The organism is Streptomyces sp. MGP-BFMKR1, from assembly GCF_057766585.1.
Window position 1 is genome coordinate 3,288,195 of the sequence record NZ_CM173408.1, and the last position, 26,779, is coordinate 3,314,973.

The window sequence follows — 26,779 nt, forward strand, 5'->3', positions numbered from 1 at the left end:
CGGCCGCCGCCCCCTTTCCGACCCGGCCCGCCCCCGCCCCGACCCGCCTCCCCGAACCCGCGAAAAAAATCCTCGCCCACCATGTCGAGAATCCGCGCCCGGCTCCGTCCCCGCCGTGAACGCGACCACAATGGGCCGCACCAGCACCAAGGAGAACCACCATGGCCAAGTACCTGCTGCTCAAGCACTACCGCGGCGCCCCGGCACCGGTGAACAACGTGCCGATGGACCAGTGGACGCCGGCGGAGGTCTCGGCGCACGTGCAGTTCATGCACGACTTCGCGGCCCGCCTTGAGGAGACCGGCGAGTACGTCGACGGTCAGGGGCTCGCGCCCGAGGGAACGTGGGTCCGGTACGACGGCGAGGGCCGCCCGCCGGTCACCGACGGCCCGTTCGCCGAGACCAAGGACCTCATCGCCGGCTGGATGGTGATCGACGTCGACAGCTACGAGCGCGCCCTCGAACTGGCCGGCGAACTGTCGGCCGCCCCCGGCGCCGGCGGCGAGCCGATCCACGAGTGGCTGGAGCTGCGCCCGTTCCTCTCCGCGCCGCCCACCATCACGGAGTGACCACCTCGATGGACGAGCTCCTGCTCCGCCGTCTCACGCCGCGCGTGATCGGCATCCTCGTCCGCCGCGGAGCCGACTTCGCGGCGGCCGAGGACGCCGTACAGGACGCGCTGGTCGAGGCGCTCCGCACCTGGCCGGCCGATCCCCCACGGGACGCGCAGGGCTGGCTGGTCACGGTGGCCTGGCGCCGGTTCCTCGACGCGATACGGGCGGACTCGGCCCGCCGCCGGCGCGAGGACCTGGTCGAGTCGGAGCCGGTACCCGGCCCGGCGACCGCGGTGGACGACACGCTCCAGCTCTACTTCCTGTGCGCCCACCCGTCGCTGACCCCCTCGTCCGCGGTCGCGCTCACGCTGCGCGCCGTGGGCGGGCTCACCACCCGCCAGATCGCCCGGGCCTACCTGGTGCCCGAGGCGACCATGGCGCAGCGCATCAGCCGGGCCAAGCGCACCGTCGCCGGCGTGGGACTCTCCCCCGCCGGGGCGGAGCCGGACGCGCCGGGCCGGCCCGACCGGGCCGGCGACGTGGCCACCGTGCTGCGCGTCCTCTACCTGGTCTTCAACGAGGGCTACTCCGGCGACGTCGACCTCGCCGCCGAGGCCATCCGGCTCACCCGCCAGCTCGCCGCCTCGATCGACCACCCCGAAGTGGCCGGCCTGCTCGCCCTCATGCTGCTCCACCACGCCCGGCGCGCCACCCGCACCAAGCCCGACGGCAGCCTGGTGCCCCTGGCCGAGCAGGACCGCGACCGGTGGGACACGACGTTGATCGCCGAAGGCGTCCGGATCCTCCAGGCGGCCCTCGCCCGCGACCAACTGGGCGAGTTCCAGGCCCAGGCCGCCATCGCGGCCCTGCACGCGGACGCCCAGACCGCCGAGGAGACCGACTGGGTGCAGATCGTCGAGTGGTACGACGAACTCGCGCGGCTGACCGACAGCCCGGTCGTCCGGCTCAACCGCGCGGTCGCCGTAGGCGAGGCGGACGGCCCACACGCCGGCCTGGCCGCCCTCGCCGAACTCGACGCCTCGACCCGCGACTCCTCGGTCAAGACCCACCCGCTCCCCCGCCGCGAGGCGGTGGCGGCCTACCTCCACGAGCGCGCCGGCGACCTGGCCACGGCCGCCCGCCTCTACGCCGAGGCCGCCCACCGCGCCCCCAACCTCGCCGAACGCACCCACCTCACCCACCAGGCCGCCCGCCTCAACACCCGCCTGCGCCCCTGACACCGCCCCGACCGCGCGTGGCTCCCGCGCGTGCGCGCCTCACCGGGGCCAAGCCAGGACCAACTGGCCGCCCTGCCACAGCCGGGGGCACGTGGCGTGATTTTCACCGTCGGGCCGGCTCACGGAGACACCAAAGAGCCCCAGCCAAGTTTCCCTGGCTGGGGCTCTGAGCTGCGGTCGAGCTGAGGGGATTCGAACCCCTGACCCCCTTGAGGCGAACTACCGGCACGGCGGTCGTTCAGGTCTGCTGCGCTGATCGGAACGGTGGGGACGGACATAGGCGGTCACTGGTGGGGGGTGGGGTTGCTGTACTTCGCTGCTGTGTTGCTGCGGAAGCGGTCTCCGCCGCACCACCGCGTGTCGACTCGTGTCAAGCGTCTCGGCCGCGGCTCGGTCGATTCGCCTGTGCGTCTAGGTTCCGAATCAACCGCTGCCGGCTCTCCCCGCCTGACGCCTCGAAGAAGAACCCGTACACGCAGATAAGTAGCAGCGGCACGGCCAGAGCAAGCCACAGCAGTGCCCAGCCGCCCCTGAGCGTTGCCCAGATACCTAGTGCGCCCATCAACGTCCCCAGCACCAAGCTGCCGGCGAGAGCCGACCACTCGACCTTGACTTGCACTTGAACTTGACGTTCGGACACGTACCGGTTGACCATCCACTCCAGGTGGTCCTGAAGCTTGCGACGCGTGGGAGAGTCTTCCTGTAGCCCAGCCACCAGCGCCGCCTCCTCGGTCATTGCGCCCAAGAGCTTGTCGGCCATGCTGGCTTTTGCGGCCCGAACGGCGACCCAGCCGGTTGCGGCGCTGAACAACAACGTGCCAGTAGCTGCGGCCAAAGCCGTGACCGTCTCCAAGCGCATAGGCCCTCCTTGCTTGTCAACAGCGCCGATAGTCCACTGTAGGCCCGCAGCAAGATTGGCGGGAGCAATCACCGCCCCGGCCCCACCCCCGCCTCACCACCACGCGCCTTCATCACCTTCGCGCGTCTTCTGGGCCTGGCTGCTGGGCTGTCGGCGACGGGTTCGTGCTGTGGCTTCGCGCCCGCGGCTTGGCTGCCTCGCCGGGGTCGGCTTGGTGTGGACTGCTGGCGGGGCCTGCGGGGGACGGACCCTCCGGGGTGGTGGACTGCCCGGGGTGGTGGGCGATCAGCTCTCGGAGTCCGGCGTACGGGCTTGGGCGGGGTAAAGCGTGTAGCGGGACACCCCGGGGCCTTCTTGCCGGGCGCGGGGCCGTGCGGTGTGCGCCGAAGGCGCAAAGCCGCACGAGCCCCGGGCGGCCCGCAGCGCGGGCCGACTGGGTGTGTCCCGTAGCGGTGCTGGGGACCCCAGCATTGCCCAGCCGCGCCGGGTGCCAAAGACAAGAGCAGCCCACAAGCCCCGAGCGAGGCAGCACCCGCCCCAAGGGGATGCCCCCACCGGGCCCCGGGCCCGCGAGGATGACACTGGCGCTCGGGTCACGGCCTGGGCCTGCTTGTCCGCTCACGCGCTATAGCCATCGACGCTCGACCACACCGCCAGCACACCTCAAGGCCACCGCGTCGAAGCAGCAGCAGCGCCCGCCTGCGGCAGCTTCCACGCGCGCCCCTCCCTCTCCCCGCCCGGAACGGGCGGGCTTGATGAGGTAGAGAAACCTGTAACAGGTCGCGTTGACCACGCAGTCTTGTCGATCTCACCGTTGGCTGCTGGCATAGGGGAGGGCGGCACGGACTGGGGGAGACCGATGAGCGATCTCACGGTGAAACCATGGAAGCGGCACGGCAAGGACCGGCTCTACGTCAATCTGCCGGACGGCACCACGGTCGCGTGGGCGGATCGAGCGACGAAGGCCGTGACGATCAAGGCGGAGAGCTACCGCGACGCGGCGCTGTCGCTGCTCCGAAAGCACCTCGGTGAGGGAGTCACGGTCACGCCCTCCGGGCGATCCGGCGCTCGCACGCCGCCTTCCGTGCCAGACGTTCGACCGCCCGTCCGCCCGGCTCCCGCGCACCAGCCGGGCCGCCCGGCTCCCGCGCGCCGGCCGAGCCGTCCGGCTCCCCTCCCACCGCTCTCTCCGAGTGAGGATCTGGCGCGGAACCGCCCCGGCGCCAGACTGCTCGGAATGATCGCCGAGCGAGGACCGTCCGCGGGTGAGCGATTATGGGCGAAAGTCCTGCGTCAGCCCTCTGAATGGGACAGTTGGTACACCGGACTCGAAGGGGAACGCCGAGTAGGCCGGGAACTGGCGCGCTTGTCCGCGTTCGGCTGGCGGGTTCTCCACGGCATCGAGAAGAGCAACGGTGGAGACATCGATCACCTGTTGATCGGCCCTGGGGGCGTATTCAGCGTCAACACCAAGAACCACCAGGGCGCCTCGGTCTGGATCGGCGACACCATGGCGCGGGTGAACGGAAGAAAACCGGAGCCCTACGCCGCGGCGAGTAAGGCTGAGGCTGACTACGTACGAGGTGTGTTGGGACGTTACTGCGACTTCCCCGTGCCGGTGGAACCGGCTCTGGTATTCGTTGGCGTCACGTCCCTCCAACGCGCCGCCACGCAGTTCACGGTGCGGGTCTACCAAGAACGAGAAGTGGCGGCACTCGGCCCTCTTTCCGGGAAGCTCACTCCTGAACAGGTCGAGCGGGTCTACGCCGTAGCGCGTCACCGCCGCGTCTGGCTCAAAGCCTGACCTGAGCCCTCTGTACGGGGAGATCAGCTTCCTCACACGTACCGTCAGAAGCGACCCGTAAGGCGTTGCGGCGGCTCGGCAGGCACCTGGGCAAGCGGCGAGCGCCTGGACAAGCAAGATCCACGGTAGTTGCTGTACTTCGCTGCTGTACGACACCAAAGAGCCCCAGCCGGGTTTCCCTGGCTGGGGCTCTGAGCTGCGGTGGACCTGAGGGGATTTGAACCCCTGACCCCCTCGATGCGAACGAGGTGCGCTACCAGTCTGCGCCACAGGCCCTTGCAACGAGTGAAACTCTAGCATCCCTCTCGGGCTGCTCGGAAATCCGCTCCCTCGCTGGTCAACGATGGTCGTGACGGGCGTGGCGGGTGTCACTCGTTGGCGGCTCGGGGGCGGGACTCGTCGGCGTACTGGTCGAACAGTGGCGTGCGCCCCCGGTCGCGGGCCGGGCGGTGCGAGCCGGTGCCGGGCTGGGTCGGGTCGCCCGGGGCGGGGTCGCCGGGGTCGGCCGGTGCGGGCGGTCCGTCGGTGGGTTCGGCGGCGCTGGACCGGGACGGGCTCCAGTTGTCGGGGGCGCCGAGGTCCGCGTCGGCGGTGGCGCGGGGCGCCACCGGGGCGGTGACGTAGGTGGGCAGCGGCACCGGGACCGGGTCCCAGCTCTGGCCCGCCGCGCCGCCCCGCTCGCGCTCCCGCTCGTCCACCCACTCCGCGTGGTCGGTCTGTTCGACCAGGGCCCTGCGGTCGGCCGCGTGTGCGGAACGGGCCGCGTCGGACGGCACGGCGGGTGCCGCGCCCTCGGGCCGGTCGTCGGGCGTGGGGCGACCGGCCGCCGCGCCGACGCGCCGGGCCGGGCCGGCGCCCGGCGCTGGGCGCCGGGTGGGGTCGCCGTCGTGGACGCGCGGGGCCGGGTCGCCGCCGTGCGGGCGTTTCGGGCCGCGCTCACCCTCGTACGTCGGCTGCCCGGCCGCTTCGTCACCGGGCGCCGGCCGGCGGGCCTGGTCGCTGGCGCTGCCGCTGCCCGGCTGGCGGGGCATGCCCGCGCTGGGGCGGGCGGCCCCGCGCCGCTCGGGGCGGGGGCGGTCGCCGGCGGGACGGTCGACGGTGGGGCGGGGCGGGGTCGGGCGGTCGGGGCCCCGGTCGGGAGCCGGGCCGTCGGCGGGGCGGTCGCCGGGCTGGGAGCCCGCCGCGCCCGGCCGGGCCGATCCGGAGGCCGGGCGCCCCCGCTGCTCGCGCAGCCGCTGGGCGGCCAGCTCGGCGCGGCGCTGGTCCATGGTGAAGGCGAAGCGGCGGCGCTCCTGCATCCGCAGGTAGACGATGTACGCGCTGAGCAGCACGGCCGGTCCCACCGGGGCCCACAGGAAGGCGACGCCGCCGACGGCGGCGACGATCGAGCCGACGGTGAAGGCGAGGAAGAGGAGCACCGTGGTGCGCCGGCGCCGGGCCAGTACCTTCGCGCGCCGGGTGCGCTCCCCGGCGCCACCGTCCGCGCCGGCGCCAGCGCCGGCGTCCCGTCGCCCGGGGGCGTCCGCCTCGCCCGTCGCGGGCGGCCCGTCCGTCGGGGCGGCGCCGTCGGGCCCGGCGGGCGGGCGCTCGGCCGGGTCCGCGAGCAGGGCGTCGGTGACGGTGACGCTCATCGTCGCGGGGTGGGCGAAGGCCCGTACGTCGACGATGTCGGTCTCGTCGTCCGGGCCGCCCACCCCGACCGGCGCCCGGTCGGGCACGTGCGGGCCCGGGGCGGCGTCGGCTGCCGCGCCGACCGGCGTGGGGGCATCGTCGGATGCGGCCTCGGGCAGTTCCCCGGCGTCCAGTCCCTTGGTGTAGCGCCGCTCCATGGCCGCTCGGCCGGACAGCAGCCGGATGGCCGTGCTGAAGCGCTCCGTGGGACGGGCGTCGTTGAGTTCGTCCTGCCGGCGGAGCCACATGGGCACCAGGTAGGCGGCCCAGGCCCCGACGATGACTGCGTAGATGAGGCCACTGCTGCTCACGGTGACACGGTAGAGGGAGCGGAGCGGGCCGATCCGCCAATTGGCGCGGTGTGTCGCACGATCTGGCTCATATCTCAAGCTTTTTTTGTGATTGGTGCGATGACTTACCGGCAAACGTGTTCAAAGTGTGGCCATTATCGAACGTCTTTTCTATATCGGTGAGGTGCCGGGGCTCATCCGGTGCCAGCGGCTCAGCAGCCCGTCCGGCACCTCCTCCACGGTCAGCGCGAAGACCAGGTGGTCCCGCCACGCGCCGTCGATGTGCAGGTACCGGGGCCGCAGCCCCTCCTCGCGGAAGCCGAGCTTCTCCACCACGCGACGGCTCGGGATGTTCTCCGGGCGGATGCACACCTCCACCCGGTGCAGCCCGACCGAGCGGAAGCAGTGGTCCACGGCCAGCGCCACCGCGGTCGGCATGACTCCGCGCCCGGCGACCGCCTTGTCCACCCAGTAGCCGATGTGGCCCGAACACATCGAGCCCCAGGTGATCCCGGCCACCGTCAACTGGCCGGCCAACCGGCCCTGGTAGTCGACGACGAACGGCAGCATCCGCCCCGCGTGCGCCTCGGCCCGCAGGTGACGGACCATCTGCCGGTAGGTGGGCCGCTGGGCGACCGGGCCGCCGGGGGGCGGTGGCGGGATCGTCGCCTCCCAGGGGCGCAGCCACTCGCGGTTGCGGCGGTTGACCTCGCGCCAGGCGCGCTGGTCGCGCAGCCTTATCGGGCGGAGGGTCGTGGGACCGTCCACCAGCGCCACCGGCCAGCAGGCGTTCAGCGCGGGCTCCCGGCCGACTCGTCGGGGGCGCCTCCCACGGGGCGGCTCTGTTCGCTCGGTGCGGGCGGCTCGTCGGAGGCGGCGGGCGCCGGCTGCCCGGTCAGCGCGCCCGGCGCGCCTGGGGCACCCGGCGCGCCTGGGGCGCCCGGCTCCCTCGACGCGGTGGGGTGTGCGGCCTCGGTGGGGCGGGCGTGGTCGCCGCCCCGGAGCTGGTCCACGGCGTGCACGAGCAGTCGGCCCAGCACCGCGAGGCCATCCCGGACCCCGCCAGACGAGCCGGGCAGGTTGATGATCAGCGTGGTGTCGGCCACCCCCGCGAGCCCCCGGGACAGCGCGGCCGTCGGCACCTTCGCCAGGCCCTCGGCCCGCAGCGCCTCCGGGATGCCCGGGATCTCGTAGTCGAGGACGGCGCGCGTCATCTCGGGCGTGCGGTCGGTGGGCGAGATGCCGGTGCCCCCGGTGGTGACGACCACGTCGTACGCGGCGGCCACCGCCTCCCGCAGCGCCGCCCCGACCGGCTCGCCGTCCGGCACCACGAGCGGCCCCTCGACCAGGAAGCCCATCGCGGACAGCCCCTCGGCCAGCAGCGGGCCGCCCTTGTCGGGGTAGACGCCGGCGGCGGCGCGCCCGGAGGCGGTGATCACCAGGGCGCGGTAGCGCGGCCGGTCGGTCGGCGCGTGTCGGGCGGGTGGCTCGGGGGTGGGCCCGCGGGCGAGGGCGTGGTCATGAGGTGCGGCTCCAGTCGCCGGACGCTCCGCCGGACTTCTCCTCGACCCTGACGTCCGTGATGACCGCCGCCTTGTCGACGGCCTTGACCATGTCGATCACGGTCAGCGCCGCGACGGTGACGGCCGTCAGGGCCTCCATCTCCACGCCCGTACGGTCCGTCGTCTTCACGCTGGCGCGGATGACCACCGCGTCGTCGGCGACCGACAGGTCCACCCTGACGCCGGAGACGGCCAGCGGATGACAGAGCGGGATCAGCTCCGGGGTGCGCTTGGCCCCCATGATGCCGGCGATCCGGGCGGTGGCCAGGGCGTCGCCCTTGGGCACGCCGTCGCCGCGCAGGAGCTCGACCACGCGCGGCGAGACGAGCACCCGCCCGCTGGCGGTGGCGGTACGCGCGGTGACGTCCTTCGCCGAGACGTCGACCATGCGTGCCGCGCCCGCGTCGTCGAGATGGGTGAGGTGGTCCTGGGCGCTGCTCATGGTTCTCCCGGTCGGTCCTAGGGCAGCAACCGTACCGGCCGTACCCCGCGGTCAGCGCGGCAACTACCCACGGTGCGCCGTCCGGGAAACGCGCGCCCCACGCCCCGCGCCCCGGACCCGCCCCGCTCCCGCGCGCCCCCTGCGGCACGCTCGGTCCCAGCGGTCTGACCAGCGATCGGTCCCAGCGATCGTCCACCAGTCAGGCCGACAGTCAGTCAGTCAGTCCAGCAGCACGACGTCCACGGTGCCGCCCGGCTCCAGGGACGTGGTCTCCTCGGGCAGCACGATCAGCGCGTTGGCGTGCGCGAGCGCCTTGACCAGGTGGGAGCCGGAGCCGCCGATGGGGGTGACGGCGTTCTCGTCCGCGTCGTAACGCCCGCGCAGGAACTGGCGGCGGCCCGGCAGCGAGCTGGCCACGCCCTCCGGGCAGACCGCGCTGACCACCGTGCGGTGCACGGGCTCGACGCCCATCAGGGTGCGGATGGCGGGGCGGACGAACAGCTCGAAGGAGACGTACGCGCTGACCGGGTTGCCGGGCAGGGCGAGCAGCGGGGCGCGGTCCCGACCGCCCTCGCCGACGAAGCCGAACCCCTGCGGCTTGCCCGGCTGCATCGCCAGCTTGCGGAACCGCACGCCGTCGGCGTCGTCGCCCAGGCCCGTCAGCGCCTCCTTGACCACGTCGTACGCGCCGACGCTGACGCCGCCGCTGGTGACGAGGAGGTCGGCGCGGATGAGCTGGTCCTCGATGGTGGCGCGCAGCGTGGCCGCGTCGTCGGTGACCGCGCCGACGCGGTAGGCGATGGCGCCCGCGTCGCGGGCGGCGGCGGCGAGGGCGAAGCTGTTGGAGTCGTAGATCTGACCGGGGCCCAGCGGCTCGCCCGGCGGGACGAGTTCGCTGCCGGTGGAGAGCACGACCACGCGCGGTCGGGGCCGGACCCGGACCGTGGCGCGGCCGATGGCGGCCAGCAGGCTGATCTGCGGAGCGCCAAGCACCGTGCCGGCGCGCAGGGCCAGTTCGCCCGCCCCGACGTCGCTGCCCCGGGCGCGCACGTGCGCCCGCGCGGCGGCCGGCCGGTGCACCCGGACCTCGCCGCCGGCGCCCTCGGGGGCCGCGCTGTGCGCGAGCATGCCGCTGGCCGGGCCGCCGCCGCTGCCGCCGTCGGTCCACTCGACGGGCACGACCGCCTCGGCGCCGGGCGGCAGCGGAGCCCCCGTCATGATGCGGGCGGCCTCGCCGGGGCCGACGCGGGGCAGTTCGCCGCTGCCGGCCGCGATGTCGCCGATGACGGTGAGGACCGCCGGGAACTCCTCGCTGGCGGCGGCCACGTCGGCCACCCGCACGGCATAGCCGTCCATCGAGCTGTTGTCGAAGGGCGGCAGGGCCACCGGCACGGTGACGTCCTCCACCAGGACGCAGCCCTGCGCTTCGAGGAGCCGCAGCTCGATCGGGTCCAGCGGGCGCAGTCGGCCGAGGACGTCGTCGAGGTGCTCGGACACCAGCCAGGTCCGCTCGGGTCTGCTGGTGGCCGGTTCGGCGGTGCTACTCAACGGGCTACATCTCCTCGGTGACGTAACGGTGAAGCCAGGCACGGAAGTCCGGACCCAGATCCTCACGTTCGCACGCGAGTCTGACAATGGCACGCAGGTAATCACCACGGTCGCCGGTGTCGTAGCGGCGGCCCTGGAAGACGACGCCGTGCACCGGGCCGCCGACGGTCTCGTCGGCCGCGAGGGTCTGCAGGGCGTCGGTGAGCTGGATCTCGCCACCGCGGCCGGGCTCGGTGGTGCGCAGCACGTCGAAGACGGCGGGGTCGAGCACGTAGCGGCCGATGATGGCGAGGTTGCTGGGGGCGTCGGCCACGTCCGGCTTCTCGACCAGGTCGGTGACGCGTACGACGTCCTCCGCGTCGGTGGTCTTGACGGCGGCGCAGCCGTAGAGGTGAATCTGCGCCGGGTCGACCTCCATGAGGGCCACGACGCTGCCGCCGTGCGTCTCCTGCGTCTCGATCATGCGCGCGAGCAGCGGGTCCCTGGGGTCGATCAGGTCGTCGCCCAAGAGTACGGCGAAGGGCTGGTCGCCGACGTGCGGCGCGGCGCACAGCACGGCGTGGCCAAGTCCCCTGGGGTCGCCCTGGCGGACGTAGTGCATGGTCGCCAGGTCGCTGGACTCCTGGACGCGGGCGAGCCGGGACTCGTCCTTCTTGCGCCGCAGGGCCTCCTCGAGTTCGTAGTTGCGGTCGAAGTGGTCTTCCAGGGGGCGCTTGTTGCGGCCGGTGACCATGAGGACGTCGGGGAGTCCGGCGGCGACCGCCTCTTCGACCACGTACTGAATCGCGGGCTTGTCGACGACCGGCAGCATCTCCTTGGGGGTGGCCTTGGTGGCCGGGAGGAAGCGGGTCCCGAGGCCGGCGGCGGGGATGACAGCCTTGCTGATCCGAGTGCGCGATGGAGTCATGCGGAGCACCCTACCGGTGGTTTTGCGTAGATCGTGCTGGTCCGCCGAATATGACCCGAGGCGTCACAAGAGCAGCACACACGAGGGGTTTATACGTGTCATGACCTGGGCTGACGGTAGTAAGCGGGCGTTGCGGCGAGACCTCCTGACGATGAGGTCCAGGTTGACCGCAGATGACGTCGAGGAAACACTGGCTGGTTTTGTACGGCACGCGCTGGAGTTGCCCGAGTTGGGCGCGGCGCGCACCGTCGCGGCGTACGTCTCGGTGGGCAGCGAGCCGGGCACCGGCGCGCTGCTCGACGTGTTGCGCGAGCGCGGGGTGCGGGTGCTGTTGCCGGTGTTGCTGCCGGACAACGACCTGGACTGGGCGGAGTACGCGGGCGCCGAGCACCTGGCCGAGGTGGCGCACCCCGGCAAGATCAGCCTGTGGGAGCCGACGGGCCCGCGCCTTGGGCCGGAGGCGGTGCTCACGGCCGACACGGTGTTGCTGCCCGGGCTCGCCGTGGACGGGCGCGGGGTGCGGCTCGGGCGCGGCGGCGGCAGCTACGACCGCGTGTTGGCCCGCCTGGAGATCGCGGGCGCGCGGCCGGCCCTGGTGGTGCTGCTGTACGCGCACGAGGTGGTGGAGCGGGTGCCACGGGACCCGCACGACCGGGCGGTCCACGCGGTGGTGACGCCGGAGGGCGTGCGCCGGTTCCGCCCGCCGGAGTGTTGAACGCCGGAGCCGTGAACGCCGGAGACGCGAACGCCACGGTGCCGAGCCGGGCGCGCACGCGAGAGCGCCGGTGAGGCTGGCCGAAACCAGTCTCACCGGCGCTCTCGCGTCGGGCACGCGGCCCCGGGGCGCGGGGCTCGGCTCCCGTCACCGGGGCCGGCCGGCGCCCCGGGCGCCTACGGCGTCAGGGCCAACTTGTCGTCCGTCGCCTCGTCCACGGCCTTCTCGCTGAAGGCCCAGTCGAGCATCTCGCCCTTGACCCACTTGCTGGTCTGGTCGTCGTAGTGCTCGTGGTACGCGTGGCCAGAGGCCCCGGTCAGGTTGATCCAGCGGGACTTGTCGAGGTTGTCGAGGTTGACCACCATCCGCATGGACGGGACCCAGACCACCTCGTAGCCGCCCGCCGCGTTCCAGCCGGTGGCGTTGACCGCCGCCTCGCCGCCGCTGAGGTTCCACGGGCCACGGTTGAGCATCCACTGCACGAAGCCGGGGCCCTTGGTGCCCAGGGTCTGGTTCTTCAGCGTGAGCTGGTGCAGTCGTCCCCAGCTCCAGGTGTTGATGTCCTTGCCCAGCTTCGAGGTCAGCTCGTACCGGGCGTCCTTCATGGCCCGGGCCAGCAGTTCGTCCCGGTTGTCGGTGGCGCGGTTGGTCTGGTTGCCGTTCGTGTGCCACCAGTCGTTGTCCGGCTGCTTGAGCAGGCCGCGCACGACCTCGTACCAGCGGTCGCCGCCGTCCGGCTGGGCCACGTCCTTGTCGCGCTCGCCGCACTCGGTGATCAGGTCGCTGTCGTCGTCCAGGTCCTCGACGGGCCCGGTCTCGTCGGCGGGCCGCACCCGCAGGCACTGCTCCTTGACCCGCAGCTCCTTGGGCAGCTTGTTGCCGAAGGCGAGCTTGAGCGTGTTGCGCCAGACGGCGTTGAAGTACGCGGCGGCGGCCGAGTCGGAGTCCTGCGTGTAGTCCCAGCCGTCCAGCAGTTCCTGCGCCTCGCGGACGTACCCGTCCCTGATCTTGATCTTGAGCAGGTACGGGGTCAGCACCTTGGCGATCTCGCTGGTGTTGTCCATCTGCAGGGACTGCATGTCGTCGGTCGAGATCTTGCCGCCGTCCTTGATCTTCGACTCGATGAGGTCGGTGATGCGCTTGCTGCGCGCGCCGTAGCCCCAGTCGTTGGTCAGCAGGTACGGGTAGCGCTCGCGGTCGACGACGGCCTGGTTGGCCGTCACGATGTAGCCGCGCTTGGGGTTGTACTCGTACGGCAGGGCCTTCTGCGGGATGTAGCCGGTCCACTGGTACGTGGAGTCCCAGCCCGGCGCCGGGTAGCGGCCGTCGATCGGCTTGCCGTTCCTGTCCTCGCCGCGGGTGGGGATCTTGCCGGGGGCCTGGTAGCCGATGTTGCCCTCGGTGTCCGCGTAGATGAGGTTCTGCGAGGGCACGGCGAAGTCGGCGGCGGCGGCGCGGAACTCGGTGAAGTTGCGCGCCCGGTTGAGCTTGAACACCGCGTCCATCGTGTGGGAGGGATCGAGGGCGGTCCAGCGCAGCGACACGGCGTAGCCGTCGCCACGGTCCGGGGCCGCGTCGCCGACCGGCGCCTTCTTGCCGACCGTCTCCAGCTCGTCCTCGCGGTCCGAGACGATCGGCCCGTTCCTGGTCGAGCGGACGGTGATGGTGCGGTCCTTGCCGCCGGCGACCTTGATGGTCTCCTTGCGGGTGGTGAAGGGCCGCTGCTTGCCGTCGTACAGGTAGCCGTCGGTGGTGACCTTCTCCAGGTACAGGTCGGAGACGTCGGCGCCCAGGTTCGTCATGCCCCAGGCGATGTCCGCGTTGTGGCCGATGACCACACCCGGCATGCCGGAGAAGGTGTACCCGGCCACGTCGTACGGGCACTTGGCGCTGACCCGGTTGCAGTGCAGGCCCATCTGGTACCAGAGCGAGGGCATCTGCGGGGCCAGGTGCGGGTCGTTGGCCAGCAGCGGCTTGCCGGTGGTGGTGTGCTCACCGGCGACCACCCACGAGTTGGAGCCGATGCCGTTGCCGCTCGGGCCGAGCAGCGCCGGGATCTCGTCCAGCGTCTTGGACAGCGAGGACAGCCCGCTGCGCAGGCCCTGCCCCATGCCCGAGTCCGCGCCGGCGGCGGGCGCGTCGACCCCGGTCGGCTGTTCCTCGCCCTTGGGGTCGAACTCCTTGGTCAGCGGGTTCACCGCGCCCCGGTCCACGATCGGCCGGTTCCGGTCGTACGGGTACGCCGGGTACAGGTCCTCGATCTGCCGGGCGCTGAGCCGGCTGGTGGCCAGCGAGCGGTCGATCTCGTCCTGCATGTTGCCGCGCAGGTCCCAGGCCATGGCCTTGAGCCAGGCGACCGAGTCGACCGGGCTCCACTTCTGCGGCTTGTAGTCGTTCTCGAAGCTGAGCGCCGCGTATTCGACGGACAGCTCCTTGCCCTCGTGGTCCTCGAGGTAGGCGTTGACGCCCGCGGTGTACGCCGTGAGGTACTTCTTCGTCGCGGCCGACAGCTTGGTGTCCCACTCGCGCTGCGCGGTCTCGCGCCAGCCGAGAGTGCGCAGGAACGCGTCGGTCTCGACCTGGTCGGAGCCGAACATCTCCGACAGCCGCCCGGCCGTCAGGTGCCGTCGTACGTCCATCTCCCAGAACCGGTCCTGGGCCTGCACGAAGCCCTGGGCGCGGAAGAGGTCTTCGGCGGTGTCCGCGTACAACTGCGGGATGCCGTTGCCGTCGCGCTTGACCTGGACCGGGGATGACATGCCGTCGAGCTGGATCGAGCCGGTGGTCTCGGGGAACGAGGCGCGCACCGTGCTGATGCTCCAGAACACGCCATAGCCGACACCCGCGACGAGCGCCAGCACGACTGCGATCACGATCAGACGGGCGCGCCGCCTCTTCCTTTTCTTCTTTCCGGAAGGGGCGGTCGGTTCTTCGCGGGAGGGCATCGCTGTCCTTCGAGGGGCAGGGTGGACCTGGAGTGCTGGAGCAACCGTAGCCGGAGCGCGGGCGGCTCCCCTACGCGGAGTCAGTGGCCGGCGATCGGGCGTCCCCGACGGTCGCCGCGACCGCCGGCGATCGACGTGAACGATCACGGCGGAATCGGTCGGCACCGCCCCCACCTCGATCACAGGCGTTAAGAACCCGTAAAATGTTAGGTAAGGCAATGAAGTTCCGGTCGGCCGGGGTAAAGCATTTCGGTCGAAACCCGCGCGAAAGGGTCGGCCCCTGACTGTTCACCACCTCAACGAACTCCTGCTGATGTGCGCGCTGGTGCTGCTGGTCGCCGTGGCCGCAGTGCGCCTGTCATCCCGCAGCGGGCTGCCCAGCCTGCTCATCTACCTCGGCATCGGCGTCGCCATAGGCCAGGACGGCCTGGTCGGCGTCGTCTTCGACGATGCCGAACTGACCCAGGTCATCGGCTACGCGGCGCTGGTGGTCATCCTCGCCGAGGGCGGTCTCGGCACCAAGTGGCGCGAGGTCAAACCCGCCCTGCCGGTGGCCGCCATGCTCTCCACGGTCGGCGTCGCGGTGAGCGTGGGGGTCACCGCGACCGGCGCCCACTATCTGGTCGGGCTCGACTGGAAGCAGTCGCTGATCATAGGAGCCGTGGTCTCCTCGACCGACGCGGCGGCCGTCTTCTCGGTGCTGCGCAAGGTGCCGCTGCCCAGCAAGCTCACCGGCGCCCTCGAGGCCGAGTCCGGCTTCAACGACGCCCCGGTCGTGATCCTGGTCGTCGCGTTCTCCACGACCGGACCGATCGAGCACTGGTACGTCCTGGTCGGCGAGATCGCCCTGGAACTGGCCATCGGCGCGACGATCGGCCTCGCCGTGGGCCTGCTCGGCGCGTACGGACTGCGCCACGTGGCGCTGCCCGCCTCCGGCCTGTACCCGATCGCGGTGCTGGCCATCGCGGTCGCCGCGTACGCCGGCGGAGCGCTGGCGCACGGCTCCGGGTTCCTCGCGGTCTACCTCGCCTCGCTCGTGATGGGCAACGCGCGGCTGCCGCACTGGCCGGCGACCCGCGGCTTCGCCGAGGGGCTCGGCTGGATCGCCCAGATCGGCATGTTCGTCCTGCTCGGCCTGCTGGTCACGCCGCACGAGCTCGGCGACGACATCGTGCCGGCCCTGGTGGTGGGGCTGATCCTGACGGCGGTGGCGCGACCGGTGTCGGTGCTGGTCAGCACCGCGCCGTTCCGCACCCCGTGGCAGGAGAAGGCGCTGCTGTCCTGGGCCGGGCTGCGCGGCGCGGTGCCCATCGTGCTGGCCACCATTCCCATGGTCGCCGAGGTGCCGGAGAGCCAGCGGGTCTTCAACATCGTGTTCGTACTGGTGATCGTCTACACCCTGGTGCAGGGCCCGACGCTGCCCTGGCTGGCCAAGTGGCTACGGCTCGGCGACTCCGAGCTGGCCGCCGACCTGGGCGTGGAGTCGGCGCCGCTGGAGCGGCTGAGCGGCCACCTGCTGTCGCTGGCCATCCCGAAGGGCTCGCGCATGCACGGCGTCGAGGTCAGCGAACTGCGGCTGCCGGCCGGCGCCGCCGTGACGCTGATCGTGCGCGACGGTACGAGCTTCGTACCGGGCCCGACGACCGTGCTGCGCAGCGGCGACGAACTCCTCGTGGTGGCCACCGACCCGGTGCGCGACGCGGCCGAGCGGCGGCTGCGGGCGGTCAGCCGGGGCGGCAAGCTGGCGGACTGGCTCGGTACGGGTGGCGACGACGCGCGGCCGACGGAGTCGGCGCGGCGCCCCGGCGCCCCGGCGATCTGGCCGCCCTGGGCCTGGCAGCGCCACCGCCCGAGGGCCCGCGCGGGCGCGCGCGCCGGGGCGGCTCGCGGTCGCGGCGGCCCCCGGGCGCAGGGCGCGGGGCGTACGGCCGACGCGGGACGCGGCACCGCGATGGGCCCCGAGCGGCCGGCGCACGGCGCCACCCGCAGCGCGGGCACGGCGGTCGGCGAGCGGCACCGGGATGAGCTTGATCACAGCCAGGACACGCCGTGAAAGTGTGCCGATAACATAAGTGCAGATAGGCAATAACCGACCAACTCTGCCTGACGCAGAGCTGGCGCGACCGCACGGCGGCCCGTCCGGTATCTACCACGGTCATGCGCGAGAGGACAGCTCTCGGCGCCTCGTGATACCCCCACGGAGCGCTACCAGGCGGTGGAAAGGCCAGGCCGTGGCGCCCACGGTCTCCCCCGATCCGGCCGACGGGTCCCCAGCGGCCGAACCCGCCGAGGCGGGCTCGACCCGACGCACCGCCCGCGGCTCCCGCGGCGCCGATCGATCCGCACCCGATCCGATCGACGCCGCGGGCAAGCCCGGCTACCGGCAGTTGCTGCGCACGCCCGGCGCGTGGTCGTTCGTGCTGCCTGGATTCGCGGCCCGACAGCCGTTCGCGATGCTCACCATCGGCATCGTCCTGCTCATCCAGCACACCAGCGGCTCCTACGGCATCGCCGGCGCCGTGTCGGCCACGGCCGGCGTCTCGATGGCGGTCTTCGCGCCGCAGGGCGGCAAGCTCGCGGACCGCTTCGGGCAGGCGGCCGTGCTGGTTCCCGGCGTGCTCACGCACGCCGCCTCGGTCACGCTGCTGACCGTGCTCGCGCTCGGCGGCGCGCCCCTGTGGGCGCTGTTCGTGGCCGCGGTACCGGCCGGCGCCTCGGTGCCCCAGGTCGGGCCCATGGTGCGGGCCCGCTGGGCGGCGCTGCTCGGCGACGGGGCGGGGGCCACGGGCGGCGCCCGGGCATCCCTCCAGACGACGGCGGCGGCCTTCGAGTCGGTGACGGACGAGTTCACGTTCGTGATCGGCCCGGTGCTCACCACTGCCCTGTGCACCGGCGTGCACCCGGCCGCGGGACTGCTCGCCGAGGCGGCCCTGTCGCTCATCGGCGGCCTGCTGTTCGCGGCCCAGCGCCACACCCAGCCGGCGCCGAGCCACCCGCGTACGCCAGCGCGCACCGCGCGCTGGGGAGCGCGCCGGACGAGCGCGGGAGCCGGGGGCGCGGAGACGGCGGGCGCGAAGACCGCGGGTGCGAAGACCGCAGGCGCGGGAGCCGCGGGCGCGTCCGGTCCGCGACGTGCGGAGAACGGCGCGCACCGGCCGGCCGCCTCCGCACTCGGCGTGCCGGGCGTGCGGGTGCTCGCCGTGGTCTTCCTCGGCATCGGCTCCGTCTTCGGCGGCCTCCAGGTCTCGCTGACGGCCTTCACCGAGGAGATCGGCCAGCCCGGCATCAACGGCGTCCTGTACGGCGTCTTCGCCGCCGGCAACATGGTGGCCGGCATCGTCTGCGGCGCCCTGAGCTGGCGGCGCAGCCCGCAGCAGCGGCTGCTGATCGCCTACCCGCTGCTCACCCTGGCCACCTCCGCGCTGTGGGCGGTGCACGCCGTGCCGCTGCTCGGCGCGCTCGGGCTGCTGGTCGGGCTGTGCATCGCGCCGGCGCTGATCACCGGGTACACGCTGGTGGACGCGCTCGTTCCGGCGACCGCGCGCACCGAGGCGTTCACCTGGCTCACCGGCGCGGTGGCGCTCGGCCAGGCCGGCGCCGCGACCGCCGCCGGCCAGCTCGCCGACGGCTTCGGGCCGAGCGTCGGATTCGTGGTCCCGCTGGCCGGTACGGGGCTCGCGCTGACGACCCTGGTACTGCTCCGCGGACGCCTCGCCACCCCGTCCACGGGCCCGGTGGTGAGCGGCTCCACACGTGGAGTCGGTCACCGCGAGGCCGTCACGGTGGACTGACGCCGCGGAATGCTGCACTATGGATCGTCGTTAGCACTCATTGAGTGAGAGTGCCAGGAGGATCACGTGCCGACCTATCAGTACCAGTGCACCGGCTGCGGCGAGGGCCTTGAAGCGGTGCAGAAGTTCAGCGACGAGGCGCTCACGGAGTGCCCGAGCTGCAAGGGGCGCCTGCGGAAGGTGTTCTCCGCGGTCGGCGTCGTGTTCAAGGGCTCCGGCTTCTACCGGACCGACAGCCGTAGCGCCTCCTCCAGCAGCACCCCGGGCTCGTCGAAGTCCACGAAGAGCGGATCGGACTCGTCCTCTTCGTCGGGTTCCTCGTCCTCGTCGTCCGACTCGTCGTCGTCCTCGACCTCCTCGTCGAGCAGCACGAGCACGTCGAGCGCCAGCAAGCCCGCGGCGACCAAGGGCTCCACGGCCGCCTGACGCGCCGCTGCCCGACTGCCGCGCCGTCCGGCGCCGGCCCGCCGCTCGTGTGTCGCTGTTGCCGACACTGGCGCGGTTGTTGGCGCGGTCACTGTTGTGTTGTCGGCACTGGCGCGGTCGCTGTCGCCTGACGTTGGCGTCACTTTCTCTGTCGCGGCCCCTGCCCGCCTCCCCGGAGGCGGGCAGGGGCTTCGTCGTGTGCGGGGGGCTCGGCCGGGGGCCGGGTGTCGGGGTACGCGGATCAGCATGGGCCGCGTGGCGTACGGGCGGTCGCGCGGGGGTGGTGCGCGGGCGTGCGCTCCGCGCTCGCGGGTGGCCCGGCCCGCACGGGTCGCGCGGGGCGCCATTAGGGTGACCGCATGGCCGAGACGCAGACCACAGCACCGTCGGTAACACCGCAGACCGCGCCCCAGGCGGAGATCGGGGTGATCGGCGGATCGGGGTTCTACTCCTTCCTCGACGACGTGACCGAGATCACCGTGGACACGCCCTACGGCGCCCCCAGCGACTCGCTGTTCCTCGGCGAGGTGGCCGGCCGACGCGTCGCCTTCCTGCCGCGCCACGGCCGCAAACACCACCTGCCGCCGCACCGCATCAACTACCGCGCCAACCTGTGGGCCCTGCGCTCCGTCGGCGTACGGCAGGTGCTCGGCCCGTGCGCGGTCGGCGGCCTGCGCCCCGAGTTCGGACCCGGCACCCTCCTCGTCCCGGACCAGATCGTGGACCGTACGAAGGCGCGGGCGCAGACGTACTTCGACGGCGAGCCCCTCCCCGACGGCGGGCCTCGGCCCAACGTCGTGCACGTGACGTTCGCCGACCCGTACTGCCCGCAGGGGCGCCTCGCGGCGCTCAAGGCGGCGCGCGGGCGCGACTGGGAGCCGGTGGACGGCGGCACGCTCGTCGTCATCGAGGGCCCGCGCTTCTCGACCCGTGCGGAGTCGCGCTGGCACGCGGCGCAGGGCTGGTCGGTGGTGGGCATGACCGGCCACCCGGAGGCCGTGCTCGCCCGTGAACTGGAGCTGTGCTACACGTCGTTGACCCTGGTCACCGACCTGGACGCGGGCACGGAGGCGGGCGACGGCGTCTCCCACGAGGAGGTCATGCGGGTCTTCGCGAGCAACGTGGACCGGCTGCGCGACGTCCTCTTCGACGCGGTGGCCGCCCTCCCCGACCCGGCCGAACGCGACTGCGTCTGCGCCCGCGCCCACGAGGGGCGCGACCTGGGCATCGCACCGCCGTAGCCCGCGCCGGGCTGGCCCTCTCTTCCCTCCTGGGGCCCGCCCCGAGCTGGCCGGATGCGAGGCGGCGTGCGTGGCTGGTTTGGCGGGGTTGGCCTGGCGCGGTCGGGGTGGCCTGTCCCGGTTGGGGGCGGGTTGGGTTGGGCTGGTCTGCGCGGGGCGGTAGTGGGTGACGGAGTTATCCACAGCCCAGCGGCCGTCCACAGCCGCGCACGCGATCCGCCGAACCCATGCACCGTGGGGTGTGCAGGCCGCAGGGCCCCAACTCCGCACGGCAGGTGGTGTTCGTCATGTCCGCGTACGACCCTTCCGCAGTCCCCCGCGCCGGCTCGGCGCAGCAGCCGCCGGGCCCCGTGACCGGCCCGCACGACGCACCGCACGCCGCGCCCGGCCTCGGCCGGGCCGCCCCCGCGCCACGCGGACTACCCCTGTTCGAACCGGTGCGGGTGCGCCAGACGCGCTGGCATCGGCTGCACCGGATGCCGCGCAAGCGACGACGCAGGGCGGCCCTCGCCCTGTTGGCGGTGGCGGCGCTGGCCTCGGCGGTCGCGGCGAGCCCCACGGACGACAAGCGCTCCCCCTCCTCGGCTCCCTCCACCACCCCGCCCGGCGCTCCCCACCCCGGTGACGCGCGCGGCACGCCGCCGGCGTCGCCTTCCCCGGCCCGCCTCGCCGGCCCACCCGGCGAGGCGAGCGGGCACCCGAAGGGCGACCTGCGGGTGGCGGCGGTGCGGATCGCCGACGCCGGGGTCGTACGGCTGCTGCGTCGCGGCGACCTCGTGGACGTGCTGGCCACCGCGCCCGACGCCGGCTGGACCGGCCAGCTCGCGGTCGGCCCCGAGCCCGAGCCAGCCGTTGACGCGGCCGACGCAGCGGGCGGAACCGACGGGGCGCCTGGGGCACGCGGGTCGGCCAAGGCCGACGGCGCGCCCCAGGACTGGCCGGCCGAGCGGGAGGCCGCCGCGGATGGCGGCCTGTCCGCCGGCCCGCGCGTGATCGCGCGCGCCGCTCGCGTGGTCGACGTGCCGCCGTCGCGCGAGACCGCTCCGGGCGAGGGCGCGCTCGTGGTGCTGTCCGTTCCCCGGGAGACCGCGACGGCCTTGGTCGGCACGGGCCTCGCCGCGCGTCTGGCGGTGGTGCGGCGATGATTCGTGCTCGTGTGCTGTCAACTCGCGGATTCGGGTGGGCGGATTGGACAGCGCTGCCGCACCGTGCCATAAGTTGCGGAATCTGGAAATCCGATAGTGGAAAGAGGCACGGCCGTGAGCAGTTCGGCGACCGACGAGAAGCAGAGCGTCCTGGACGGCTTCAAAGCCTTCCTGATGCGTGGCAACGTCATCGACCTGGCGGTAGCGGTCGTCATCGGTGCCGCGTTCACCAACGTCGTGAACTCCGTGGTGAAGGGCGTCATCAACCCGCTTGTCGGTGCGTTCGGCACCAAGGACCTCGACAGGTACAGCTCCTGCCTCAAGGGCCCGTGCAAGACGAACGAGGCGGGCGACGTGGTCAGCGGCGTCCCCATCATGTGGGGCACCGTGCTCAGCGCCACCCTGACGTTCCTGATCACGGCCGCGGTCGTGTACTTCCTGATGGTGCTGCCCATGTCGCGCTACCTGGCGCGGAAGGCGGCCCGGGACAAGCAGGCCGAGGTGGAGCACGCCGAGGCCGAGGCCAGCGAGGTGGAGCTGCTGCGCGAGATCCGCGACGTGCTGGTCGCGCAGCGCGGTGGTCCGGCCCCCGCCGGGCAGGCCGACGGGGGTGCGGAGTCGGGGCCGGCGCCGACCGAGCGCTAGCCGCCGCGTTCCGTCGCTGCCGCGCGCTGCTCGGCGAGGCCGGGGACGCCCTCTCGGGGCGGTCGACGGCGGCAGCGGTGAAGCCGCCCCACCGACCCGGGTCCTCTTACAGGTGGTGGGGCGGCTTCTCGTCGAGGAAGCGCGCCAGGTCGGCCGGGCCGCCCTCGCCCGTCCTCGGAGTCCGCTCGCCCCATCCCTGGTCCGTATCGTCCGAGGACTGTTGCGCCAACGGGTCGTCGAAGATCAGCGCGGAAGCCGGATCGCGCGGTTCAGAGGCGGGGGCGGTGCTCATGCCCCCAGGGTACGTCCGGCGCACGGCATGGCGCCGAGCATCGCTCCGGTCCCCCGTGCCGGAGCGATGCTCGGCGGCGACCGCGTCGCGGCTGCCGGTCCCCCAACCGGCAGCCGCAGAACGCGGCGGGGCAGGATCACCCGTACCTGCCCCTCTGGTGTGGCCCTCGGTCTACCGAGTGGCGGCCAGCCGCTCGTGCCACCAGTGGTCCCGGCCCGCAACCCAACGGACCGGAAGCCCCAGTCGATGCACGACCAGCACGGTCTCCACCTCGGGACATCCCATCAGCGCCCGGTCGAGCGCGGTCTTCAACCCGTACGCCCGCCCATCCCGTAGCACCCCATCCACGGTGATCAGCACGCGTGCACCGGACTCCCTGATCCGCTCGCGCAGTGCCCCCACCGGTTCCCTCATGGGCAGCGAGACACGGGACGCGTCGAGTCGGCCACAGGCGAGCGTCGTGACGACCGACTCCGGCACCAGGGGCAGCATGACGGCCACCTGGTCACCGGAGCACACGCCAAGCTCGGTCAGCATGCTTGACGCGCGGGTCGCCTGGTCGAGGAGTTGCGTGTGGGTGAACTCCTCGGCCCGCCCCTGCTCGCCGACCCAGCGCAACGCCACCGGTTCCCCCGAGCCACCCGATACGGCCGCCGGCGTGGTCACGGCGGCGGAGAGGGTGGTGGCGGTGGCTGGTGCGGCGGTGTCAGATACGGCGAACATGAGAACAGCGTGGCGGGCTCGCGTTGACGTCCGATCAACGAACGCTATACGCGCACGTCAGAGGCAGTTTTCAGCGGCTATGCCGGCCTCGAATGCCCGGTGGACGCCCCGTCCACGGCCCGCCGGCGGCTGGCCCAGGCCCGCCCGCGGCCCGCTCGACGCCGCCCGCCACGCTACCTCCGCCGCCCCGTGGCCGAGGCCGCCCGCTCGCCCGACACGCCGCGCCAGACGACCGCGAGCTAAGCCCCCCGCCACAGCCAGCCGACCCGGCTACCGCCCCGTTTCCACCCCGTACCCGTTCCGCTCCGTCGCCCCACCGGCTCGGTGCGAGCCGCGTGATAGGCATGGCCCCATGGTGGACGCTGACGACGCCGGAACCGGTTCGAGCAACGCGACAGCGGCAGGAGGCGCCCCTCGGCCCGGCCCGCAGAACGCCTTGACGGACGTCCGGGGTCTCCGGGTGGGCCACGCCCAGCGACAGAGCGCGGGCTGGCTGACCGGCACCACCGTCGTGCTCGCCCCGCCGGGCGGCGCGGTGGCCGCGGTGGACGTACGGGGCGGCGGCCCGGGCACCCGGGAGACCGACGCGCTCGATCCGCGGAACCTGGTCCAGCGGGTGGAAGCCATCGTCCTGACCGGGGGCAGCGCCTTCGGCCTGGACGCGGCGTCCGGCGTCATGGAGTGGCTTGAGGAGCGGGGCCGTGGATTCCGGGTCGGCCCGCAGCCGGCCCAGGTGGTGCCGGTCGTCCCGGCTGCCGCGCTGTTCGATCTCGGACGCGGCGGCGACTGGCGAGCAAGGCCCGACGCCGCACTCGGCCGGGAGGCCGCCGCCGCTGCCCACGGCGAGGACGGGGCGAGCTGCGCGCGCGGCAACGTGGGGGCGGGCACCGGGGCGGTGGCCGGTGGGCTCAAGGGCGGCATCGGCACCGCGAGCGTGGTACTGCCCTCCGGCGTCACGGTCGCCGCGCTCGTCGCGGTGAACGCGTCGGGCTCTCCGATCGACCCGATAACGGGCCGCTTGTACGGCACCCTCTTCGGCCCGCACGACCAAGTCGGCGCCGAAGGCGACGGCGGCGATGACTCTGGGGAGCACGGTGTGGCCGCGCTGCCGGGCGGGGCGGTGTCGCGCGAGCGGCACGCCGAGGCCCAGCGACGGCTACGGGAAGCGTGGGAGGAGTCCGAACGGCGCTCGGCCGCTTCCGTACGGCCCCCGTTGAACACCACGCTCGCCGTCGTGGCCACGGACGCGACGCTGTCCCGCGCCCAGGCCCAGAAACTGGCGGGCACCGCGCACGACGGGCTGGCCCGCGCCGTGCGGCCGGTGCACCTGCTCTCCGACGGGGACACCGTGTTCGCGCTGGCCACCGGCGAGCGGCCGTTGGTGGGCCGAGCCGCCACCGGGGCGGCCACGGGCTCAGCTTCGAGCGCGGGCTCGGGCTCGGGCTCGCCTTCGGGCTCAGACTCGCCTTCGGGTTCGGCCGTGGCCCCGGGCTCGGCCATAGGCCAGGTCGCGGACCCGACCTCGGACCCGGCCTTCGGGGTGCACGCGGCAGCGGGGGCGCTGAACGAGGTGCTCGCCGCCGGGGCGGACGTACTGATGCGGGCAGTGGTGGACGCGATACTCGCGGCCGAGAGCGTGGACGGGCCAGGCGGCGTCTTCCCGTCCTACTGGGACCTGTACGCCGCGCCCGCGCCCTGACCTGAGCTGGGCTGCCTGGCCGGCGAGCCCCAGGCAGGCCCGGTCTCCGGGACGGCTGCGCTGTGGCCGCTAGCTCAGGCTCCGGGCCTGGTTGAGGCTCTGGCCGTTGCTCCGACTGCGGCTCTGGCCGTGTTCGGCGCGGGGTGCGCGAGCTGACCTGTCCGGCGCGAGCTGACCTGTACTGCGCGGCCTGAGCTGACCTGTTTTGCACGGCCTGAGCTGACCCGGGCTGGCCTGTTTTGCGCGGGTGCCTGGCGCGGGTGCCTGGGCTGCGCGGGCTGTCTGTTCGCGACAGGGGCCGAGGGAGTGGCAGGGCGTCCGACGGGGTTCGTCGAGAGGCCGGCGACAGCGAACGGGGACGTCAGGGCGCGGTCTCGGTCGGCGGGCGGACGCGTCGGGGTGGCCGCCCGGGCGTAGGTCGAGGCGACGGCGTGACCGGTGACGCTGCACGACAGGCCCGACCCACGCGGGCGGGAGGCGGGGCGCGCCGGAAGCGGGGCCGACGTGGGCGGGGCCTGGCCGCGGAGGTGGGGGCGGGAGGGGCGGGGCGGGGGGCGGGGGGCGGGGGGAAGCCCCAAACAGGGCAGAGCCCCGGTGCCGGGGGGGGGAGTGGCACCGGGGCTCTGGTCTCGGGGGGGGCCGCTCAGGTCAGGCGTTGCCTGACCTGACCCGAGCGGCGCGGCGCTGCTAGGCCGCCGCGTCGAAGCCCGTGTCGCGGGCCATCTTCTTCAGTTCGAGCAGGGCGTGCTTCTCGATCTGTCGGATGCGCTCGCGGGTCAGTCCGTGCTGCTTGCCGACCTCGGTCAGGGTGCGCTCGCGGCCGTCCTCTATGCCGTAGCGCGCCTTGATGATCGAGGCGGTGCGTTCGTCGAGCCGGCCGATCAGGTCTTCGAGACCCTCGCGGCGCAGCATCACCAGGACCGACTGCTCCGGGGACTCCGCCGAGGTGTCCTCCAGCAGGTCGCCGAACTGGGTCTCGCCCTCGTCGTCCACCGACATGTTGAGGCTCACCGGGTCACGGGCCCAGTCGAGCACGTCCGCGACCCGCGCCGGGGTGGAGCCCAGCTCGGCGGCGATCTCCGCGTGTTCCGGATCGCGCCCGTTCTCCCGGTTGAACTCGCGCTGCACCCGACGGATGCGGCCCAACTCCTCGACCAGGTGGACGGGGAGCCGGATGGTACGCGACTGGTCGGCGATGGAGCGCGTGATGGCCTGCCGAATCCACCAGGTCGCGTACGTCGAGAACTTGAAGCCCTTGGCGTAGTCGAACTTCTCCACCGCGCGCACCAGACCCGCGTTGCCCTCCTGGATCAGGTCGAGGAGCGGCAGGCCACTGCGCGGGTACCGGCGCGCGACCGCTACCACGAGACGCAGGTTGGAGCGGATGAACACGTCCTTCGCCCGGGCGCCCTCGGCGGCAAGCGCCTCCAGCTCAGCGCGGCTCGCGCCGCCCGCCTCGGCCTCGTCCACCTCGCCGTCCAGGATCTGCTGGGCGTACACCCCAGCCTCGATGGCTTGGGACAGCTCGACTTCCTTGGCCGCGTCGAGCAACGGCGTACGTGCGATCTCGTCCAGGTACATGCCGACCAGGTCGCGGTCGGCGATCTCCCCGCCTACGGCGCGAACGCTGCTTGCCCCGTCAGAGCCGGCGTTGGTGGCCTGACGACGGGCGACGGCACGGGTTGCCATGCGTGCTCCCTTGCGATGAGTTGGTCGCGGGATCGGGCTGGTCGGGATAGAGGGTCTGGACCCTGCAAGTACCCCGTCCGATGGAAACAACGAGCGGAAACCGGACAGAATTCCCAGCCGGCCCCGCAATTTTCGTGATCATGCAGTACCCTGTCCCGCCGCAAGGGAGGCCACATGACAGTGGATCATCGGGAAGTGCAGGTCAGGGCGGGTACCGAAGGCGGCCCCGACGCTTGTTCGACTGCTGGCCCGCGCCGCGCCCGTGAGACGGCCATCACGTCCGTCGTCGCGTTCCCCGCTCCCGAGCGGCGTCGTCCGCGCTCCCGCTCCCACCCTGTAGACGGCATACGTCGCCGTCTGGTTGCTCAGCCCACCGACCACCCGGCGATGGAAGGCCCAGGTGGCGGCACCGGACAGGAGTCCGCCCCGCGCGGCCCGGCCGGCCCGCGCCCCATCGGGCCCCCCAGGCCGTCGGGGCCCGGCCGCCTACACGAGTAACCAGACCGACCCGTCTTTACCTACCCAACCTTCACCTGCCCAGTCGCTCGCCCACAGAGGCCGGGGCACTCCGTCCCAGCCGGCCGAAACCCGCC

22 protein-coding genes and 1 tRNA gene are annotated in these 26,779 nt (G+C 73.0%); 11 read left to right on the forward strand and 12 right to left on the reverse strand.

Features of this window, described 5'->3' with window-relative positions; translation table 11 throughout:
- Nucleotides 1-161: 161 nt before the first annotated feature.
- Together AC3CHW_RS12345 and AC3CHW_RS12350 are read left to right on the forward strand one after the other, a co-directional pair.
- Nucleotides 162-569 (forward strand): YciI family protein, encoded by a 408-nt coding sequence (locus tag AC3CHW_RS12345; RefSeq protein WP_176163653.1) that lies wholly within the window; start codon nucleotides 162-164, stop codon nucleotides 567-569.
- 8 nt (nucleotides 570-577) lie between these two features.
- Complete coding sequence (locus tag AC3CHW_RS12350) at nucleotides 578-1,792, forward strand: RNA polymerase sigma factor (RefSeq protein ID WP_488471031.1); 1,215 nt, start codon at nucleotides 578-580, stop codon at nucleotides 1,790-1,792.
- Nucleotides 1,793-2,162: 370 nt separating this feature from the next.
- Here AC3CHW_RS12350 and AC3CHW_RS12355 read toward each other — a convergent pair whose 3' ends face one another.
- Nucleotides 2,163-2,651 carry a hypothetical protein gene (locus tag AC3CHW_RS12355; protein ID WP_488470481.1) on the reverse strand — a complete coding sequence of 163 codons (489 nt, stop codon included), beginning with the start codon at nucleotides 2,649-2,651 and terminating at the stop codon, nucleotides 2,163-2,165.
- An 859-nt stretch (nucleotides 2,652-3,510) separates the two neighbouring features.
- On the opposite strand from AC3CHW_RS12355, the gene AC3CHW_RS12360 reads away from it, so the two are divergent.
- Nucleotides 3,511-4,455 carry a nuclease-related domain-containing protein gene (locus AC3CHW_RS12360; protein ID WP_488470482.1) on the forward strand — a complete coding sequence of 315 codons (945 nt, stop codon included), beginning with the start codon at nucleotides 3,511-3,513 and terminating at the stop codon, nucleotides 4,453-4,455.
- Between the two features lie 202 nt (nucleotides 4,456-4,657).
- Here AC3CHW_RS12360 and AC3CHW_RS12365 read toward each other — a convergent pair.
- From AC3CHW_RS12365 to galU, 7 genes are all read right to left on the reverse strand, one after another.
- Nucleotides 4,658-4,731, reverse strand: a tRNA-Ala gene (locus AC3CHW_RS12365).
- A gap of 92 nt (nucleotides 4,732-4,823) precedes the next feature.
- Nucleotides 4,824-6,437 carry a divisome protein SepX/GlpR gene (sepX, locus tag AC3CHW_RS12370; protein ID WP_488470483.1) on the reverse strand — a complete coding sequence of 538 codons (1,614 nt, stop codon included), beginning with the start codon at nucleotides 6,435-6,437 and terminating at the stop codon, nucleotides 4,824-4,826.
- 150 nt (nucleotides 6,438-6,587) lie between these two features.
- Nucleotides 6,588-7,193 carry a GNAT family N-acetyltransferase gene (locus tag AC3CHW_RS12375; RefSeq protein WP_381163525.1) on the reverse strand — a complete coding sequence of 202 codons (606 nt, stop codon included), beginning with the start codon at nucleotides 7,191-7,193 and terminating at the stop codon, nucleotides 6,588-6,590.
- A gap of 14 nt (nucleotides 7,194-7,207) precedes the next feature.
- Nucleotides 7,208-7,858, reverse strand: coding sequence for a MogA/MoaB family molybdenum cofactor biosynthesis protein (locus AC3CHW_RS12380; protein ID WP_488471032.1), 651 nt, complete (start codon nucleotides 7,856-7,858; stop codon nucleotides 7,208-7,210).
- 76 nt (nucleotides 7,859-7,934) lie between these two features.
- On the reverse strand, nucleotides 7,935-8,420 hold the full coding sequence (gene moaC / locus AC3CHW_RS12385; protein ID WP_187062078.1) for a cyclic pyranopterin monophosphate synthase MoaC: 486 nt from the start codon (nucleotides 8,418-8,420) through the stop codon (nucleotides 7,935-7,937).
- A 219-nt stretch (nucleotides 8,421-8,639) separates the two neighbouring features.
- Nucleotides 8,640-9,968 (reverse strand): molybdotransferase-like divisome protein Glp, encoded by a 1,329-nt coding sequence (gene glp, locus AC3CHW_RS12390; protein WP_488470484.1) that lies wholly within the window; start codon nucleotides 9,966-9,968, stop codon nucleotides 8,640-8,642.
- A 4-nt stretch (nucleotides 9,969-9,972) separates the two neighbouring features.
- Nucleotides 9,973-10,875 carry a UTP--glucose-1-phosphate uridylyltransferase GalU gene (gene galU, locus AC3CHW_RS12395; RefSeq protein WP_398611879.1) on the reverse strand — a complete coding sequence of 301 codons (903 nt, stop codon included), beginning with the start codon at nucleotides 10,873-10,875 and terminating at the stop codon, nucleotides 9,973-9,975.
- Between the two features lie 100 nt (nucleotides 10,876-10,975).
- On the opposite strand from galU, the gene AC3CHW_RS12400 reads away from it, so the two are divergent.
- Nucleotides 10,976-11,590 (forward strand): 5-formyltetrahydrofolate cyclo-ligase, encoded by a 615-nt coding sequence (locus tag AC3CHW_RS12400; RefSeq protein WP_187088268.1) that lies wholly within the window; start codon nucleotides 10,976-10,978, stop codon nucleotides 11,588-11,590.
- Between the two features lie 176 nt (nucleotides 11,591-11,766).
- Here AC3CHW_RS12400 and AC3CHW_RS12405 read toward each other — a convergent pair whose 3' ends face one another.
- A complete protein-coding gene (locus tag AC3CHW_RS12405) occupies nucleotides 11,767-14,535 on the reverse strand; it encodes a penicillin acylase family protein (RefSeq protein WP_488470485.1) in 2,769 nt (922 codons plus the stop codon).
- Nucleotides 14,536-14,848: 313 nt separating this feature from the next.
- Here AC3CHW_RS12405 and AC3CHW_RS12410 point away from each other — a divergent pair, with 313 nt between their 5' ends.
- From AC3CHW_RS12410 to mscL, 6 genes are all read left to right on the forward strand, one after another.
- The gene (locus tag AC3CHW_RS12410) at nucleotides 14,849-16,588 is read left to right on the forward strand and encodes a potassium/proton antiporter (RefSeq protein ID WP_488470486.1); all 1,740 of its coding nucleotides are present in this window, start codon (nucleotides 14,849-14,851) and stop codon (nucleotides 16,586-16,588) included.
- Nucleotides 16,589-16,889: 301 nt separating this feature from the next.
- Entirely contained in the window at nucleotides 16,890-18,326 is a 1,437-nt protein-coding gene (locus tag AC3CHW_RS12415) for an MFS transporter (RefSeq protein WP_488471033.1), read from the forward strand.
- Nucleotides 18,327-18,392: 66 nt separating this feature from the next.
- Nucleotides 18,393-18,752 carry an FmdB family zinc ribbon protein gene (locus tag AC3CHW_RS12420; RefSeq protein ID WP_488470487.1) on the forward strand — a complete coding sequence of 120 codons (360 nt, stop codon included), beginning with the start codon at nucleotides 18,393-18,395 and terminating at the stop codon, nucleotides 18,750-18,752.
- Between the two features lie 359 nt (nucleotides 18,753-19,111).
- Nucleotides 19,112-19,993, forward strand: a complete 882-nt coding sequence (locus AC3CHW_RS12425) for an S-methyl-5'-thioadenosine phosphorylase (RefSeq protein ID WP_488470488.1) — start codon at nucleotides 19,112-19,114, stop codon at nucleotides 19,991-19,993.
- A gap of 287 nt (nucleotides 19,994-20,280) precedes the next feature.
- Nucleotides 20,281-21,138 carry a hypothetical protein gene (locus AC3CHW_RS12430; protein WP_488470489.1) on the forward strand — a complete coding sequence of 286 codons (858 nt, stop codon included), beginning with the start codon at nucleotides 20,281-20,283 and terminating at the stop codon, nucleotides 21,136-21,138.
- A gap of 114 nt (nucleotides 21,139-21,252) precedes the next feature.
- On the forward strand, nucleotides 21,253-21,783 hold the full coding sequence (gene mscL / locus AC3CHW_RS12435) for a large conductance mechanosensitive channel protein MscL (protein ID WP_459249246.1): 531 nt from the start codon (nucleotides 21,253-21,255) through the stop codon (nucleotides 21,781-21,783).
- 106 nt (nucleotides 21,784-21,889) lie between these two features.
- Here the strand turns inward: mscL and AC3CHW_RS12440 are convergent, their stop codons facing one another.
- A complete protein-coding gene (locus AC3CHW_RS12440; protein ID WP_187060499.1) occupies nucleotides 21,890-22,075 on the reverse strand; it encodes a hypothetical protein in 186 nt (61 codons plus the stop codon).
- Between the two features lie 171 nt (nucleotides 22,076-22,246).
- Nucleotides 22,247-22,798: an AMP-binding protein gene (locus tag AC3CHW_RS12445; protein WP_398612333.1), complete on the reverse strand. Its 552-nt coding sequence runs from the start codon at nucleotides 22,796-22,798 to the stop codon at nucleotides 22,247-22,249.
- 352 nt (nucleotides 22,799-23,150) lie between these two features.
- On the opposite strand from AC3CHW_RS12445, the gene AC3CHW_RS12450 reads away from it, so the two are divergent.
- Complete coding sequence (locus AC3CHW_RS12450) at nucleotides 23,151-24,497, forward strand: P1 family peptidase (RefSeq protein ID WP_488470490.1); 1,347 nt, start codon at nucleotides 23,151-23,153, stop codon at nucleotides 24,495-24,497.
- A gap of 687 nt (nucleotides 24,498-25,184) precedes the next feature.
- On the opposite strand, the gene AC3CHW_RS12455 is transcribed toward AC3CHW_RS12450, so the two are convergent.
- The gene (locus tag AC3CHW_RS12455) at nucleotides 25,185-26,186 is read right to left on the reverse strand and encodes a sigma-70 family RNA polymerase sigma factor (RefSeq protein ID WP_398609755.1); all 1,002 of its coding nucleotides are present in this window, start codon (nucleotides 26,184-26,186) and stop codon (nucleotides 25,185-25,187) included.
- Nucleotides 26,187-26,779: the final 593 nt, after the last annotated feature.

What these genes read in the sequence shown, in the direction of transcription:
- AC3CHW_RS12345 (WP_176163653.1), top strand. Translation starts at nt 162, where the DNA reads ATGGCCAAGTACCTGCTGCTCAAGCACTACCGCGGCGCCCCGGCACCG.
- AC3CHW_RS12430 (WP_488470489.1), top strand. Translation starts at nt 20,281, where the DNA reads ATGTCCGCGTACGACCCTTCCGCAGTCCCCCGCGCCGGCTCGGCGCAG.
- AC3CHW_RS12450 (WP_488470490.1), top strand. Translation starts at nt 23,151, where the DNA reads ATGGTGGACGCTGACGACGCCGGAACCGGTTCGAGCAACGCGACAGCG.
- AC3CHW_RS12355 (WP_488470481.1), bottom strand. Translation starts at nt 2,651, where the DNA reads ATGCGCTTGGAGACGGTCACGGCTTTGGCCGCAGCTACTGGCACGTTG.
- AC3CHW_RS12410 (WP_488470486.1), top strand. Translation starts at nt 14,849, where the DNA reads ATGTGCGCGCTGGTGCTGCTGGTCGCCGTGGCCGCAGTGCGCCTGTCA.
- AC3CHW_RS12360 (WP_488470482.1), top strand. Translation starts at nt 3,511, where the DNA reads ATGAGCGATCTCACGGTGAAACCATGGAAGCGGCACGGCAAGGACCGG.
- AC3CHW_RS12350 (WP_488471031.1), top strand. Translation starts at nt 578, where the DNA reads ATGGACGAGCTCCTGCTCCGCCGTCTCACGCCGCGCGTGATCGGCATC.
- AC3CHW_RS12400 (WP_187088268.1), top strand. Translation starts at nt 10,976, where the DNA reads ATGACCTGGGCTGACGGTAGTAAGCGGGCGTTGCGGCGAGACCTCCTG.
- moaC (WP_187062078.1), bottom strand. Translation starts at nt 8,420, where the DNA reads ATGAGCAGCGCCCAGGACCACCTCACCCATCTCGACGACGCGGGCGCG.
- AC3CHW_RS12440 (WP_187060499.1), bottom strand. Translation starts at nt 22,075, where the DNA reads ATGAGCACCGCCCCCGCCTCTGAACCGCGCGATCCGGCTTCCGCGCTG.
- AC3CHW_RS12455 (WP_398609755.1), bottom strand. Translation starts at nt 26,186, where the DNA reads ATGGCAACCCGTGCCGTCGCCCGTCGTCAGGCCACCAACGCCGGCTCT.
- AC3CHW_RS12425 (WP_488470488.1), top strand. Translation starts at nt 19,112, where the DNA reads ATGGCCGAGACGCAGACCACAGCACCGTCGGTAACACCGCAGACCGCG.
- galU (WP_398611879.1), bottom strand. Translation starts at nt 10,875, where the DNA reads ATGACTCCATCGCGCACTCGGATCAGCAAGGCTGTCATCCCCGCCGCC.
- AC3CHW_RS12445 (WP_398612333.1), bottom strand. Translation starts at nt 22,798, where the DNA reads ATGTTCGCCGTATCTGACACCGCCGCACCAGCCACCGCCACCACCCTC.
- AC3CHW_RS12405 (WP_488470485.1), bottom strand. Translation starts at nt 14,535, where the DNA reads ATGCCCTCCCGCGAAGAACCGACCGCCCCTTCCGGAAAGAAGAAAAGG.